This is a genomic window from Sneathiella sp. (assembly GCF_047631475.1).
Taxonomy (GTDB): Bacteria; Pseudomonadota; Alphaproteobacteria; order Sneathiellales; family Sneathiellaceae; genus Sneathiella.
In genome coordinates this window covers 1-15196 of the sequence record NZ_JBLHZT010000033.1, presented here as the reverse complement: position 1 = coordinate 15196, position 15196 = coordinate 1, and the positions used below count along the sequence as shown (strand labels likewise).

The window sequence follows — 15196 nt, the reverse complement described above, 5'->3', positions numbered from 1 at the left end:
CCGGGCCATTATCATAGGGTCTTAAAGGTGGGTTCAGGCACCTGTGAAGGACTGAATACCTGTTTGAGCGCGTCCAAGAATGAGGGCATGCACGTCGTGTGTTCCCTCATAGGTATTAACCGCTTCAAGGTTCATAACATGCCGAATTACATGATATTCGTCGCTGATACCATTTCCGCCATGCATGTCGCGGGCAGTACGGGCAATATCCAGAGCCTTGCCACATGAGTTGCGTTTGATCAGGGAAATCATTTCAGGCGCAGCACGGTTTTCGTCACGCAATTGACCCACCCGCAAACATCCTTGCAAACCCAGAGTGATTTCGGTTTGCATATCAGCCAGTTTTTTCTGAATAAGCTGGTTTGCCGCAAGCGGGCGACCAAACTGTTTGCGCTCCATGGTATATTGAAGAGCTGCCTGCCAACAGAATTCCGCTGCACCAAGGGCGCCCCAGGCAATGCCGAAGCGCGCGCTGTTCAGGCATCCAAACGGTCCAGAAAGGCCTTGCACATTTGGCATCAGGTTTTCTTCCGGAACAAAGACATTGTCCATTACGATTTCACCCGTAATCGACGCCCGAAGGGAGAATTTACCTTCGATTTTTGGTGCGGATAGGCCTTCCATTCCTTTTTCAAGAATGAAACCCCGGATTACATCATCATCGGTCTTGGCCCAGACAACAAAAACATCTGCTACTGGTGAATTCGTGATCCACATTTTCGCCCCTGATAAACGATAGCCACCGTCTACAGATTTGGCGCGGGTCACCATGCTTCCCGGATCGGATCCATGATCAGGTTCAGTAAGGCCGAAACAGCCAATCCATTCACCGGTTGCCAGTTTTGGCAAATATTTCTGACGCTGTTCTTCAGTTCCATATGTGTAGATAGGATGCATGACAAGGCTGGACTGAACGCTCATCATTGAGCGATAGCCGCTGTCAACCCGTTCCACTTCGCGGGCAACCAGTCCATAGGAAACGTATGAAAGGCCGGCACAGCCATAGCCTTCAATTGTACTTCCCAAAAGACCAAGCTCACCCATTTCGCGGAAGATGCTTGTATCCATTTTTTCGTGTCGGTTGGCTTCAAGAACGCGTGGCATCAGCTTTTCCTGACAATAGTCATGGGCTGTTTGGCTAACGAGGCGTTCTTCCTCGGTCAATTGTTCATTGATGAGAAATGGATCTACTGCATTGAAGGTAGGGCGATGTTTGGCAGGTGCGCTGCTCATGGATTGTCTCCGATACTGACAAGTTTTTATAATTATTTTAAGCTTAAAACTTTATATGGATAGTCCTTATCTACAGAATATTTTACATAAACTCAATAAGCTGTGTGATACAATTCCATATAGCGCTATTTTTACCTTACGGAAATTGCAATGACGAGCAGTGATGATCAAGGGGAATATATCATTGAATTTGTTCCCATCGGCAACTCAGTGAAGGTGTCCGCGATGGATCCAGTTTCTTTGACTGAGGTATCGATCGTTGGCCCGGTCACCGCCAGTAAATTGGAGTTACAGCAAACAGCGGTGAAAAAACTGCTGTATGTCATGCGAAAAGCGTCCGGAGCAGATCAAGAAAAAACCTCCCCGTCGTCTGACGGTCGGGGAGGAATAATCGTTTAGGAGCGGGTTCGACTATGATCTGCTGATCTCGCCCGTTTCAGCTCCGCGCATCAAGATTTCGAAGTCCCAGTCTGTTACATGCACAAGATTTTCATGATCTCCGGCTTCAAAATAGATATCCGTTTCCCCTTCAAGTGCGGTATCCATCAGAACAGGCATGCCATAGGCATTTCCAATTGGCGGAACGGCGCCCACTTCACAGTCGTTAAACAAGGGGGCGAACTCTTCCTCTGAAGAAAGCGAAAATTCCCGGTTGGTCATTTCTTCAACTTTCGACAAGGAGAGACGGGTTTTGCTGGGGATTACAGCAAGGGCAAATCCGTCGCCATCTTTCAGGACAACAGCTTTTGCAACGCAGTCTTTTTTGATGTGAGCATTTTGCGCAGCACCTGCCAATGTGGCCGAGGGTCTGTGATGCACTAAATCATATTCAATGCCTGCGCGAAGCATATAGGTTTCAAGTGAGGAGGCCATTCCCATGGTCAATTCCTTTCGTGACATTGTGAAAGAGGATTAGAACGCCACCAAGTAATGGGTTGGCGATTCTGTGGGAATTATTACATTATTCTAATATAGACTAAATGTTGCTTGTTTCTCAAGTAAAAAGCGGGACCCCGCGGTCTTATTCCAAAGGGTTCAAGGCGATCTACAGCTTTATTGCATTTTCGGGTCAGTTCTCTCTAGGAAGGACAAATAGGATGTGCTATCCAACCCGCGCTGAATTCGGCTAATATCGGCTGGTGTAAGTCGCCGGTAAAAGTCACAGTTGTACTGGTTTTAGGAAATCCTTCAGCCGAAGAAGTCCTGTCCAGTATATCCTAATGGCGTTACTGAAATCCGGGTGAAACTGCAAAATGTCCCGGGTCGTTGAATATGGAGTGGCACAGGTGAGCAAACAGAATTCTGACCAGATTGATTTTTTCAACGCAGATTTGGAAAAAAATGACCCGGACGTGTTTGGTGCGATTGAAAAAGAACTTGGTCGTCAGCGGGATCAGATCGAATTAATCGCATCCGAAAACATTGTCAGCTCTGCCGTGATGGCAGCGCAGGGCTCTGTTCTGACAAACAAATATGCGGAAGGGTATCCGGGCCGTCGTTATTATGGCGGTTGTGAGTATGTTGATATTGTTGAGAATCTTGCGATTGAACGGGCGAAAAAGCTTTTCAACGTTGATTTTGTAAATGTCCAGCCTAATTCCGGCTCGCAGGCCAATCAGGGCGCGTTCATGTCTCTGATCAAGCCGGGGGCGACCATCCTTGGAATGTCGTTGGCGGCTGGCGGTCATCTGACCCATGGCGCGGCTCCAAACCAGTCAGGTAAATGGTTCAACGCTATTCAGTATAACGTCCGTCCTGATGATCACCGTGTTGATTTTGACGAAGTGCTGGCTCTTGCAAAAGAACATAAGCCTGAACTGATTGTCGCCGGTGGATCTGCCTATCCTCGTCAATTGGATTTTGCGAAATTCCGTGAGATTGCAGACGAAGTCGGTGCATATCTGATGGTGGATATGGCGCATTTTGCTGGTCTGGTTGCCGCTGGAGAACATCCAAGCCCGTTCCCACATGCCCATATTGCGACAACAACGACCCATAAAACATTGCGCGGACCACGTGGTGGTATGATCCTGACCAATGATGCAGCGATCGCCAAAAAGGTGAATTCTGCGATTTTCCCTGGAATTCAGGGCGGGCCTTTGATGCATGTGATTGCCGGTAAAGCTGTTGCATTTGGTGAAGCGCTTCAGCCGTCGTTCAAAACTTATGCTAAATCAGTTGTGGCAAATGCGGATATTCTCGCAAAAACGCTGATTAGTCACGGATTGGACATCGTGTCTGGTGGTACAGATACACATGTTGTTCTTGTTGATTTGCGGCCCAAAAAACTGACCGGTAATATTGCCGAGCATTCCTTGGAAAATGCGAATATGACTTGTAACAAGAACGGTATTCCTTTCGATCCAGAAAAACCAACGGTTACGTCTGGCGTCCGTCTTGGCTCACCAGCCGCGACAACGCGTGGCTTTGGTGTCGAAGAATTTGCGAAAGTTGGTGACCTGATCGCCGAAGTTCTTGACGGATTAGTCTCAAATCCTGAGGATAACAGTGCAGTGGAGGCTAAAGTCCGGGCAGAAGTGAAACAGCTGTGCGATAATTACCCGCTTTATTCATCCCTGTAAGGTATTTGGTCAGGATGCGTGTTAGCGCAGGCATCCTGATATAATTGGGGGAGCCGTGAATGCGTTGTCCGTTTTGTAACAGTGAAGAAACCCAGGTTAAGGACAGTCGTCCGACTGAAGACAATACTGCAATTAGGCGCCGACGAGCCTGTATGGCCTGTGGTGCCAGATTTACGACGTTCGAGCGCGTTCAGTTGCGGGAATTGACGGTCGTAAAGAAAAACGGTCAGCGAAGCCCCTTTGAACGTGAAAAACTTGAACGCTCGGTGACAATCGCAACTCGCAAGCGCCCGGTAGAGCCCGATAACATTGATCGCATGATCAACGGAATTGTCAGGCAGCTTGAAAGTAGCGGTGATCAGGAAGTTACGTCCGATAAGATTGGCGAACTTGTGATGGAAGGTCTGGCAAATCTGGATAGTGTCGCCTATGTTCGATTTGCATCGGTGTACCGGGAATTCCGGGAAGCCAAAGATTTCGAAGAGTTTATTGGCGAACTGCAGAGTAGTGTCACAGACTGACCTTAAAACAGATCAACGGTTTATGCGTGTGGCCCTCCGTCTTGCCAGGCGTGGCTTGGGCCGTGTTGCGCCAAATCCGGCTGTCGGCTGCCTTATTGTCAGTCAAGGCCGTGTTGTAGGCCGCGGATGGACCCAGCCCGGAGGCCGTCCCCATGCTGAAACCGTTGCGCTAGAGCAGGCGGGGCCGCTGGCAAAAGGGGCAACCGCCTATGTGACACTGGAGCCCTGTTCCCATCACGGCAAAACGCCCCCATGCTGCGACGCCCTAATCAAGGCTGGAATTGCGCGCGTGGTTTCTGCGTTGCAGGATCCCGACGAACGGGTGAACGGACGCGGGCTTGAAATTTTACGCGAGGCGGGCGTAGAGGTTGTTGAAAAAATTTGCGAGAGTGAGGCGCTGGATGCCAATATCGGTTTTGTTGAAAGTAAGACCATCGACAAACCGTTAGTTACTTTGAAGGTGGCGACCAGCCTCGATGGAAAAATCGCAACAACGACCGGAAGCAGTCAATGGATTACCGGGCCGCAGGCGCGCCGGTACGGGCATATGTTACGGGCCAAAAACGATGCGATCATGGTGGGGATTGGAACCGTCCTCGCTGATGACCCGGAACTTTCCTGCCGCATACCCGGCCTGACGGAATATTCGCCAACCCGGATTGTAGCTGATACCCGGTTGAGAATACCGTTGACCAGTCAGTTGTTTAAAACTGTTCGCGACATCCCATTGTGGATTGTTACGGTTGCTGGAAACGATCCAGAGCGCATTGATGCGATCCGGAATTTGGGCGCTGATGTCATTGAGGTTGAGGCCACGGAGTCAGGTCTTCCCGACTTAAAACACACATTGTCCATTTTATCGGACAAAGGAATTACACGATTGCTTGTCGAAGGAGGTTCCCATCTTCAGGCATCATTGATAAAAGAAGAGTTGGCAGACCGCTTGATGTGGTTCAGGGCTGCTAAAGTCATTGGTGGAGACGGTATCTCTGCTTTTCAATCCATCGGACTGAAAGATGTGTCGGACGCACCAATATTGGAATTAGAGGGTACTCATCGTTTAGGTGAGGATCAACTGGAACGTTATTTTCTTCGGAACTAGGTAAGCATGTTTACGGGAATTATTACAGATGTCGGGGAAATAGCCTCGATTGAAAAAAGCGGCGATACAAAAATTAAGATCAAAACCGCGTTTGATACGTCAGACATTGACATCGGCGCCTCTATCGCGTGTTCCGGTCCCTGCCTTACTGTTGTCGATAAAGGGGAAGACTGGTTCGCTGTTGAGGCTTCTGACGAAACCCTATCCTGCACCAATCTGAACGAATGGGAAGTGGGAACGATGGTCAATCTGGAGCGAGCGCTGAAACTTGGCGACGAGTTGGGTGGCCACGTGGTGACGGGGCATGTCGACGCCGTAATTGTTCTTAAGAATCTGGAAGAAATTAATGATTCAACGAAGTTGACTTTGTCCCTGCCAGACGATTATGCCGGCTTTGTCGCTGCGAAAGGCTCCATTACCCTCAATGGTATTTCGCTAACGGTAAACGAAGTTGGATTGGACTTTTTCAGCGTAAACATTATTTCGCATACCAAGGCGCATACGACTTTTCGGACTTTGAAAATTGGTCAGCGGATTAATTTCGAAATTGACGTGTTGGCGCGCTATGTAGCGCGTATGACAGAGGTAAATAATAAAAATGACTAAAAGCAAGAACCTCTCTCCCATTGAGGAGATCATTAACGATGCCAAAAATGGCAAAATGTTCATTCTCGTTGATGCTGAAGATCGGGAAAACGAAGGCGACCTGGTTATACCAGCCCAGATGGCGACGCCAGATGCGATTAACTTTATGGCTAAACATGGCCGTGGTTTGATCTGCCTTTCCATGGAAGAAGAACGGGTTCAGGAATTGGAACTGCCGTTGATGGCGCAATCCAATGCGTCCCGACTGCATACTAATTTTACTGTATCGATTGAGGCGCGCGAAGGCGTGACCACAGGAATTTCGGCGGCTGACCGTGCAACGACAATTGCGGTTGCTATCGATCATACCAAAGGGCCGCAGGATATCGTAAGTCCAGGGCATGTTTTCCCGCTTGTCGCACGTGAAGGCGGTGTTCTGCGCCGCACGGGTCATACAGAAGCCGCGGTAGATATTGCAAGACTTGCCGGCATGATCCCTGCAGGTGTTATCTGTGAAATCATGAAAGATGACGGCACGATGGCGCGGCTGCCCGATCTACTGGAATTCGCCGAAAAACACGACCTGAAAGTCGGAACGATTGAAGATCTGATCGAATATCGTCGTCGCCATGACAGCCTGATCACGCGGGAAATCGAGGCGGATGTCTCCAGTAAGTATGGGGACGACTGGAAAATGATCGTGTTTTCGAATAAGCCGGAATATGCGGAACATGTGGCGTTGATCAAAGGGGATATCTCCACCTCTGAACCCATTATGGTGCGTATGCATGCGCTGAACCTTTTGGGGGATGTTCTGGGTGATCTGGACGAAAACCCGGATATGCTGCATAATGCGATGCACCAGATTGAAGAAGAAGGCCGGGGTGTTGTTGTCCTGATCCGCGAGCCACGGCCGATGGCTCTTTCTGATCGTTTGCGCCGAAAATTGGGTGAACCTGTCAAAACGCCCCATGAATTACGTGATTACGGCATTGGTGCGCAGATATTGCTTGATCTTGGTGTCAAGAATATGGTTCTTCTCTCCAACACTGAACGGAATATTGTTGGACTGGATGGTTATGGTCTCTCGGTATCCGAAACACGGCCTATAAAGGTCAAGGAATAAGCCCTATGCGAGACAATTTACATATACTGATTATCGAGGCTGATTTTTACCGGGATATTTCCGATGCGCTGCTTGATGGTGCAAAAGAAGAATTGGACCGTGTCGATGCGACTTATGAAGTTATTCAGGTGCCTGGTTGTCTCGAAATTCCGGCGGCTATTCGGTTTGCAATCAAGGCCATGGAATTCATGGGCGGGCGTCGCCGATTTGATGCCTATGTTGCGCTTGGCTGTGTTATTCGCGGTGAAACATCGCACTATGACACCGTTTCAGAAGAAAGCGCCCGTGCATTGATGGACCTGTCTACTGAATATTGTCTGGCGTTGGGCAACGGAATTATCACCTGCGAAAATGAAGAGCAGGCATGGGCCCGGGCCAATAAAGATCAGAAGAACAAAGGAGGCGGGGCTGCACAGGCCGCGCTTCAGATGCTGACTGTAAAAGAACAATTTGGACTATTTCCGCGATGAGCTCAAAATCTGAAAAACGGGGGGACAAACATAGTCGCCGCCGTCTTGCCCGGTTAAATGCTGTTCAGGCATTTTATCAGATGGGTGTTGAGGAAAAGGCGGCAACCGAAGTGGTTGACGAGTTTCTTGAACATCGCGTGGGTGCAAAAATTGACGACATGCAGTTCAAGGATTCCGATAAGGCCTTGTTCCGGGATCTGGTTATCGGGGCGACTGAACGTCTTGAAGAAATTGATCAGCAGATCAATGCTGTTTTGGATAAAGATAGAACCCTCGATCGGTTGGAGTTGGTCTTGCAGGCGACTTTGCGTGTTGCTGTGTATGAGCTCTTGGCCCGTCTGGATGCGGATGCCAAGGTGATTATTTCAGAATATGTCGGGATGGCCCGGACGTTCTTCAATAACAACGAACCTTCATTTGTGAACGGTGTCCTGGACAGAATTGCCAGAATTCTTCGGCCCGGCGAATTTGAATAAATGCCGGGGCCCGATACCAAAACGGGCGAATTTGGCATAATCGAAACCATTTTTTCGCCGCTGACCCGCAACACACCAGGGGCTCTTGGTTTGGGGGACGATGCGGCCTTACTCTCCGTTAGAGACGGCCATGAACTGGTCCTCACCAAGGACGCAATGGTCGCTGGGGTTCATTTTTTTGAGAATGACCTTCCCGCAGACATCGCGCGCAAGCTTCTTCGTACAAATTTATCGGATCTGGCCGCGATGGGGGCTCAGCCTGTAGGCTATCTGTTGGCCACGGCTTGGACCAAGGGTTGCGATGAGGCCTTTATCAAGAGCTTTGCAGCTGGTCTTGAAGAAGACCAAGCTCTCTTTGGTGTTGGTTTGCTTGGCGGTGACACTGTCAGAACATCCGGGCCGTTGACGCTTAGCCTGACGGCCCTTGGTGAAGTTCCCAGAGGGCAGGCCCTCAGGCGAAATGGTGCCAGGGTCGGCGATCAGCTGTATGTCAGCGGAACGATCGGGGATGGCGCGCTTGGATTGCAGGCAAGGCTGGGGAAATTACCTTTCTTGGATGACCAGGACAGACAATTTCTTGAGAGACGATACAGGCTTCCTGATCCAAAAATTACGCTGGGGGCTGTGCTTCGGGATCATGCCTCTGCCTGCCTCGATATATCAGATGGGTTGTTGGCCGATGCAGGGCATATTTGTAAGCAGTCCGGTGTCGGGATGACAATTCATCAGGCACGCATTCCACTGTCTGATGCCGCCCAAAAAGTCCTTGAAACTCATCCCGATCAGTGGACGGCCATCCTGTCCGGAGGGGATGATTACGAGCTCTGTTTTACGATTCCATCTGCTTCCGTGCAGGCGTTCGAAGAAATTAACCATAAATTGGGTCTTCATGTCACGTTAATTGGAATGATTACAGAAGGAGAAGCCCCGGTTTTACTGGATTCTGACGGTCAAAGAATTGAGCATAACTGCGCTGGTTGGACCCATTTTTAGGTTAATTTTTTCGCCTCTTCGTTTTATGCATGATAGCTATGCATTTCTGTGCGTTGTCATCTTCCCGCCGTTTTGAAAAACTCTCGGCGGTTAAAATTGTTTCGGGAGAACTCTATGCTGGCTATGCAGTATACGGTCCGGTTGCCAAGTGAGTATGATGCTCAGATGGTTAATGACCGTGTCTCAATGCGCGGTCCCATGTTTGACGGATGCCCAGGGCTTGCACACAAATTCTACCTGTATGACAGGGAAGAACATGTATATGCGCCATTTTATATTTGGGAAAACAGTCAGGCAGCTCAAAATTTCTTAATGAACACCCTGTTTGAGGACGTGGTCGAAGATTTCGGCCGACCTAGGGTCCGAAGCTGGCAAATCTTGAATTTTGGCTATGGTCGGTCAACGATAGCACCCAAAAAGATGCTTTCTGAAGTTGATAAAGTTTGCGAAAAACAGAACCTGACAACGCTTAAAACGCATGAGCAGGCCAATCATCTTAAAATGCTTAAGAATGATGATCTATTTGCTCATATGGTGCTTTTGGATCCTGATCGCTGGGAAATTTCTCGGGTCAGTCTTTGGAGCCGAAGGGATGAAACCTACAAGACCCGCGCGGATTGCGTCTCTGAGTATGAGGTCTTGGAAGAAAACAGATCCATGTCGGGTGCTGCATAAAGAAATTCGGCTTGCATGCTGGTTGTAAACTTTTCTGAAAGGCTTCGCTGAGATAATCAAACTTCTGTAACGACTTTTTTCTGTCAGCAACGGATTTGATCATGATCGCGGCTTTTAAAGATTCTATGTCAGGCTTACTCCTGGCAACCTGTGTGCTCCTTGCTTTGGCGTTGGTGCCGGATGCTCGTGCATCTTCGTCTGCTGAACCTGAAGAAGGGGTGGTTGAAGAGGGGCCATTTTATCTGGAGCTTAAGCCCTTAAGTGTTCCGATCCGGCGTAAAAATGGCGACATACGGTATTATATGTTCATGACGGTCAGTCTTGAATTTGATGAAAAAGAGAAAAAAGATGGGACCCGGAAGCTTATTCCCCGTGTTCGGGATGCTTTCTTGAAGGACCTGAGTGGTCGCACTGTTTTATACAAAGATAAAACACGCGGTGTTGACTATGACCGACTAAAAAAACGTTTGCTGACACAAGCAAATCAGGTACTTGGTAAAAAAGCGCCCTCTGATATTCTTGTGGTCAAGGTGTTCAAAGGTAACTAAAGGGTCGATTATCATTAGCCCTTCTCATGTATATAGGAGGGCGCGTTGAGAGACACCCGCACAAAAGTTAGTATTTTTCTGATGGCCGGCGCCCAAGCCATGCTGAATAGTACAACCTCTATCATGATCAGTTCAGCATCCCTTGTTGCTCTTCTTCTATTAGGGACAGACAAGTCTCTGGCGACGGTTCCTGTTACGGCGGTAGTGACAGGAACAGCACTTGCTACTATTCCAGCATCCTATTTCATGAAGCATGTGGGCCGTAAGGCCGGGTTTTTATTCGGGATTTTGCTGGGCATGCTTGGTGCATCCATTGCGGCTTATTCCATCTATGTTGGAAGTTTTATCGGCTTCACTTTGGGCGTTATGCTCGTTGGAACCTGTTCGGCTTTTGGCAACTATTACCGGTTTGCTGCCATTGACGTTGCTGGCCCAGAATTTCGGAGCAAGGCTGTCTCTTATGTGATGGCCGGCGGACTGGTCGCTGGCTTCATCGGGCCGCAAATTGCAAGCCATACACGGGACCTTTACGCGCCTTATCTGTATTTGGGCCCATATCTGGCAATCATCTTGCTGGGAGTTTTTGCCCTTGTTTTTGTAAGCTTTGTCAAAATCCCGCACATCAGAAACCAGGTGTTTGATGAAAAGCCTCGCCCGCTCCTCGAAATCATGAAGCAACCGACGTTCATTCTGGCAGCTTTAAGTGCGATGATCGGGTATGCGGGAATGAGCTTCATCATGACGGCAACACCTCTTGCCATGATCGGGTGTGGGCTCACCCCGTCAGACTCCTTCAACGTCATTAGTTGGCATGTGGTTGCCATGTTTGGCCCCAGTTTCTTTACCGGATCCCTGATTACCAGATACGGCGATTTTAAAGTTATTTTCGTTGGAGCGATATTGGGCCTTGTCTGTATTGGTGTTGCCTTGTCCGGATTGGCCATCGCCAACTTCTGGATCGCCCTGGTTCTTTTGGGGGTTTCCTGGAACTTTATGTTTATTGGCGGGACAACGTTGCTGACGAAAACATACCGGCCGAGTGAAACAGCTAAAGTTCAGGGTTTTAATGATTTTCTTGTTTTTGGGACGGTTGCGACGGCTTCGCTGTCTGCTGGCATCCTTCAGCAAACGCTTGGCTGGGATGTCGTGACCATGAGCATGATCCCGTTCTTTGGTCTGGTTGCGATTATTGCCTTGGTTAATCTTAGCCGGCAGGTTCGCGCCGTCGCGCCCGCAGAATAAAAAAAGCCGCTCCCTTTTTTTCGGGGAGCGGCTTTTTTAACATCTTCGTTCAGAGATTACCCTGTGAAGGCGTCTTTCACCAAAGAATTCTGGATCATTGCGGCAGCTTCGTCAGCATCGCCCCAGCGAACAATCTTTACCCATTTGTCTTTTTCAAGATCTTTGTAATGCTCAAAGAAGTGAGCAATCTGATCAAGCAGAACATCCCGAAGGTCAGTGTAGTTCGCGACATTTGAATAATAAGGGTGAAGCTTATCAACCGGAACACCGATAATTTTTTCGTCCTGTCCGGCCTCATCTTCCATAATCAGAACGCCAACAGGGCGTGCCCGCAGGACAGCCCCTGGAATAACCGGGATAGGGCCAGCTACCAGCATGTCGGTCGGGTCGCCGTCATCGGCCAGTGTGTGAGGGATAAAGCCATAGTTGCAAGGGTAGTACATGGCGGTGTGCAAGAAGCGGTCGACAAACATCGCTCCTGAGTCTTTATCGACTTCGTATTTTACCGGAACGCCACCAATAGGGATCTCGATAACAACGTTCACATCCCACGGGACATTCTTGCCAGCAGAGATTTTGGAAATATCCATTCTTTTAAGCTCCTAATATTCGTTGGCGCCCGGATAGCACGTTCTGAGGAGGAGCGCCATAATCGATTGGAAAAAAATGGGTTTTTTTTGAAGATTCAGGGTATTTAGCAAATATAACGAAAGTGAAAATAACAAAAAGATAAAGTAGTAAAATATCAAATAATAACTTCTATTGTTTTTCAGTCATGTTTTTCTTGAGTAAACTTCCTGAATTAAATAGAAAATATAGTAATTAACGAGATTAGGAATGGGATTTTGCCGAAATACTTTAAATAATTCTCAAATAAAAAGTTGGACTATTTAAGCAAAGAAATCGGTAATATTAAAAAATTGGTAATATTAAACTTAATATTGCCCGTTCAATATTTATCTGTCATTGTTAAAAGGCAAGTTGATTGCCCAGTAACTGATTTTTATGAAAAGAACTTAAGTTCGTTAATCAAAAACAGTTAGTGAGCCCGTAGCTCACTAAAGAATAGGGTGGAGTCAATGTCTGAATTTGTGTGGATTCCTATTATTTGTGGTGTCATAGCGTTAGTTTATGGTCTGTATGCAGGACGTTCCGTTTTATCAGCAGATGCTGGGACGGAACGGATGCAGGAAATATCCGCTGCTGTTCAAGAGGGGGCAACAGCATATCTAAACCGCCAATATTTAACGATCGGCTTAGTTGGGATCGTGATTTTTGGCATTTTGACATTTTTACTTGGCTTGAAAGTCGGGATTGGCTTTTTAATCGGTGCCATATTATCAGGCGCGGCGGGTTTTATTGGCATGAACGTCTCGGTGCGGGCGAATGTGCGAACGGCTGCTGCTGCTGCAATCGGATTGAAAGAAGGCCTTGCTGTATCGTTTAAGGCAGGGGCTGTGACCGGCTTACTGGTTGTCGGTTTGGCATTGCTGGCTGTTGCTGGATATTATGCGGCTTTGCTGTCGATGAATGTTCAGGGCCGCGAAATGATTGATAGTCTGGTTGGACTTGGTTTTGGCGCATCGCTGATTTCCATTTTTGCCAGATTAGGGGGTGGCATTTTTACAAAGGGCGCAGATGTTGGCGCTGATCTGGTGGGTAAGGTTGAAGCCGGTATCCCTGAAGATGATCCGCGTAATCCAGCAGTTATCGCCGACAATGTGGGAGATAACGTCGGCGATTGTGCAGGCATGGCCGCCGACCTTTTTGAAACCTATGCGGTTACGGTTGTCGCGACGATGGTGTTATCGTCAATCTATTTTGCCAATTCGCCTGAATTGATGACTTATCCGCTTATGATCGGTGGCGTGTGTATCATAACATCCGTGATCGGTACTTTTTTCGTCAAATTGGGAAGTAGCAATAATATTATGGGCGCCCTCTATAAAGGGTTCGCTGTCACTGCCGTACTTTCGGCCATTGCCCTTTGGCCCATTACGGCAATGACCATCGGCACAGGAACAGAGTTCAGTATCGGAGACAAAACCTTTACTGGCGCCAGTTTGTTTTATTGCGGCTTGATCGGGTTAATTGTAACGGGGTTAATAATCTGGATTACGGAATATTATACATCCACCGAATATCGCCCGGTACGTAGTATCGCGAAGGCTTCGGAAACGGGGCATGGTACGAACGTTATTCAGGGACTTGCCGTTTCCATGGAAGCGACTGCTGTTCCAGCGATCATTATTTGTGCAGGCATTATTGTCGCCTATAATTTTGCGGCGCTTTATGGCATTGCGATTGCCGTGACCACTATGCTGGCCCTGGCCGGGATGGTGGTGGCCCTTGATGCTTATGGACCCGTCACAGACAATGCTGGCGGGATTGCAGAAATGGCTGATATGGATGAGGATGTCCGTAAAACCACGGATGCACTTGATGCTGTTGGTAACACGACCAAAGCGGTGACCAAAGGATATGCAATCGGTTCTGCCGGGTTGGGTGCTCTGGTCCTCTTTGCGGCTTATACCGAAGATCTGGCCTATTTTATTTCGAATGCCGGGCCAGACAAATATTCCTTCTATCAAGGGGTCACGCTGGATTTCGGTCTACAAAATCCATTTATCGTTGTTGGACTCATACTGGGCGGGCTGCTTCCCTATCTATTCGGGGCGATGGGCATGATGTCTGTTGGCCGAGCCGCGGGGGCTGTCGTGCGTGAAGTTCGCCGGCAATTCAAAGAGATCCCGGGGATTATGGAAGGAACGGCCAAGCCGGATTATGGGCGTGCTGTTGATATGCTGACCAAGGCGGCGATCAAGGAAATGATTATTCCGTCCTTGCTGCCTTTGCTGGCGCCCATCGTCGTTTTTGGCATTGTTATGCTGATCGCCGATAAATCAGCGGCGTTTGCGACTGTCGGTGCGATGTTGCTGGGCGTTATCATTACAGGCTTGTTTGTGGCGGTTTCCATGACGGCCGGCGGGGGTGCCTGGGATAATGCGAAGAAATATATTGAAGATGGTCATCATGGTGGCAAGGGAACAGATGCACATGCCGCCGCGGTTACCGGAGATACCGTTGGTGATCCTTATAAAGATACAGCGGGTCCGGCGGTAAACCCAATGATCAAAATCACTAATATCATAGCATTGCTTTTATTGGCGGTTCTCGCTCAGTAATCAGCATGTTTTTGAAAAGAAAAGCCCCCGGATGTTTCGGGGGCTTTTTTATTGCGGCATGACGACACCGACGTTAATTGGCGCCCGGGTTGAAGCGACCGAAGTTTCCAAATATCTGTTCAAAGAAGCCCAGCTCGTTCCCGCCGGTTGGCGTTGTACGCTCGACAATATCAATTTCTTTGCCAGACTCTTTGTCGTAATTCTTGATTACCTCTACCACATCATTTTCATCAAATTTTATGACGATGACATTCTGTTCAATGACGTTTTTATCCAGAAAGGCATAATGCTCAGTTTTCTTGGAGATGTAGTACCACGCTTCACCATTTTCAGCGAATGTGGAAATGCTGGAGGGAGAGCCAAGATTCTCAATAACGCCGTCTTTGTCCGTGATGCCGGGCTCAAGTTTGGCAATTTGATCAGGGTCTACGCGGTAACCGGAGCTTTCCTTGGTATAT

At 48.5% G+C, this 15196-nt stretch carries 17 protein-coding genes; 13 read left to right on the top strand and 4 right to left on the bottom strand.

Annotated elements, in window-relative coordinates; translation table 11 throughout:
* Positions 1–33: 33 nt before the first annotated feature.
* On the bottom strand, positions 34–1233 hold the full coding sequence (locus tag ACJAYR_RS13200; RefSeq protein ID WP_415237031.1) for an acyl-CoA dehydrogenase: 1200 nt from the start codon (positions 1231–1233) through the stop codon (positions 34–36).
* A gap of 150 nt (positions 1234–1383) precedes the next feature.
* Here ACJAYR_RS13200 and ACJAYR_RS13195 point away from each other — a divergent pair, with 150 nt between their 5' ends.
* The gene (locus ACJAYR_RS13195) at positions 1384–1632 is read left to right on the top strand and encodes a DUF6898 family protein (RefSeq protein WP_181017901.1); all 249 of its coding nucleotides are present in this window, start codon (positions 1384–1386) and stop codon (positions 1630–1632) included.
* Between the two features lie 12 nt (positions 1633–1644).
* Here ACJAYR_RS13195 and ACJAYR_RS13190 read toward each other — a convergent pair whose 3' ends face one another.
* Positions 1645–2112: an aminoacyl-tRNA deacylase gene (locus ACJAYR_RS13190; RefSeq protein ID WP_169544863.1), complete on the bottom strand. Its 468-nt coding sequence runs from the start codon at positions 2110–2112 to the stop codon at positions 1645–1647.
* 374 nt (positions 2113–2486) lie between these two features.
* On the opposite strand from ACJAYR_RS13190, the gene glyA reads away from it, so the two are divergent.
* The 11 genes from glyA (at position 2487) to ACJAYR_RS13135 (ending at position 11553) form a co-directional block, all read left to right on the top strand.
* A complete protein-coding gene (glyA, locus tag ACJAYR_RS13185; protein WP_415237030.1) occupies positions 2487–3815 on the top strand; it encodes a serine hydroxymethyltransferase in 1329 nt (442 codons plus the stop codon).
* Between the two features lie 59 nt (positions 3816–3874).
* On the top strand, positions 3875–4336 hold the full coding sequence (gene nrdR / locus ACJAYR_RS13180) for a transcriptional regulator NrdR (protein ID WP_169544865.1): 462 nt from the start codon (positions 3875–3877) through the stop codon (positions 4334–4336).
* On the top strand, positions 4323–5438 hold the full coding sequence (gene ribD / locus ACJAYR_RS13175) for a bifunctional diaminohydroxyphosphoribosylaminopyrimidine deaminase/5-amino-6-(5-phosphoribosylamino)uracil reductase RibD (protein WP_415237029.1): 1116 nt from the start codon (positions 4323–4325) through the stop codon (positions 5436–5438). The genes nrdR and ribD overlap by 14 nt, the downstream gene beginning before the upstream one ends.
* Before the next feature lie 6 nt (positions 5439–5444).
* A complete protein-coding gene (locus tag ACJAYR_RS13170; protein ID WP_415237028.1) occupies positions 5445–6044 on the top strand; it encodes a riboflavin synthase in 600 nt (199 codons plus the stop codon).
* Positions 6037–7149, top strand: coding sequence for a 3,4-dihydroxy-2-butanone-4-phosphate synthase (ribB, locus tag ACJAYR_RS13165; protein ID WP_415237027.1), 1113 nt, complete (start codon positions 6037–6039; stop codon positions 7147–7149). The genes ACJAYR_RS13170 and ribB overlap by 8 nt, the downstream gene beginning before the upstream one ends.
* Positions 7150–7154: 5 nt before the next feature.
* Positions 7155–7619, top strand: a complete 465-nt coding sequence (locus ACJAYR_RS13160; RefSeq protein ID WP_169544869.1) for a 6,7-dimethyl-8-ribityllumazine synthase — start codon at positions 7155–7157, stop codon at positions 7617–7619.
* Entirely contained in the window at positions 7616–8095 is a 480-nt protein-coding gene (gene nusB, locus ACJAYR_RS13155; protein ID WP_169544870.1) for a transcription antitermination factor NusB, read from the top strand. Before ACJAYR_RS13160 ends, nusB begins: the two co-directional genes overlap by 4 nt.
* Positions 8096–9088, top strand: coding sequence for a thiamine-phosphate kinase (thiL, locus tag ACJAYR_RS13150; protein ID WP_415237026.1), 993 nt, complete (start codon positions 8096–8098; stop codon positions 9086–9088).
* A 114-nt stretch (positions 9089–9202) separates the two neighbouring features.
* Complete coding sequence (locus ACJAYR_RS13145) at positions 9203–9763, top strand: DUF4865 family protein (RefSeq protein WP_415237025.1); 561 nt, start codon at positions 9203–9205, stop codon at positions 9761–9763.
* A 125-nt stretch (positions 9764–9888) separates the two neighbouring features.
* Positions 9889–10311 carry a flagellar basal body-associated FliL family protein gene (locus tag ACJAYR_RS13140; protein WP_415237024.1) on the top strand — a complete coding sequence of 141 codons (423 nt, stop codon included), beginning with the start codon at positions 9889–9891 and terminating at the stop codon, positions 10309–10311.
* Between the two features lie 45 nt (positions 10312–10356).
* Complete coding sequence (locus ACJAYR_RS13135; RefSeq protein ID WP_415237023.1) at positions 10357–11553, top strand: MFS transporter; 1197 nt, start codon at positions 10357–10359, stop codon at positions 11551–11553.
* A gap of 56 nt (positions 11554–11609) precedes the next feature.
* Here ACJAYR_RS13135 and ppa read toward each other — a convergent pair whose 3' ends face one another.
* Positions 11610–12143, bottom strand: coding sequence for an inorganic diphosphatase (gene ppa / locus ACJAYR_RS13130; protein ID WP_169544875.1), 534 nt, complete (start codon positions 12141–12143; stop codon positions 11610–11612).
* A 489-nt stretch (positions 12144–12632) separates the two neighbouring features.
* On the opposite strand from ppa, the gene ACJAYR_RS13125 reads away from it, so the two are divergent.
* Positions 12633–14738 (top strand): sodium-translocating pyrophosphatase, encoded by a 2106-nt coding sequence (locus tag ACJAYR_RS13125; protein WP_415237022.1) that lies wholly within the window; start codon positions 12633–12635, stop codon positions 14736–14738.
* A gap of 73 nt (positions 14739–14811) precedes the next feature.
* On the opposite strand, the gene ACJAYR_RS13120 is transcribed toward ACJAYR_RS13125, so the two are convergent.
* The coding region (locus ACJAYR_RS13120; protein ID WP_415237021.1) for an outer membrane protein assembly factor BamE at positions 14812–15196 on the bottom strand (385 nt) is incomplete at its 5' end.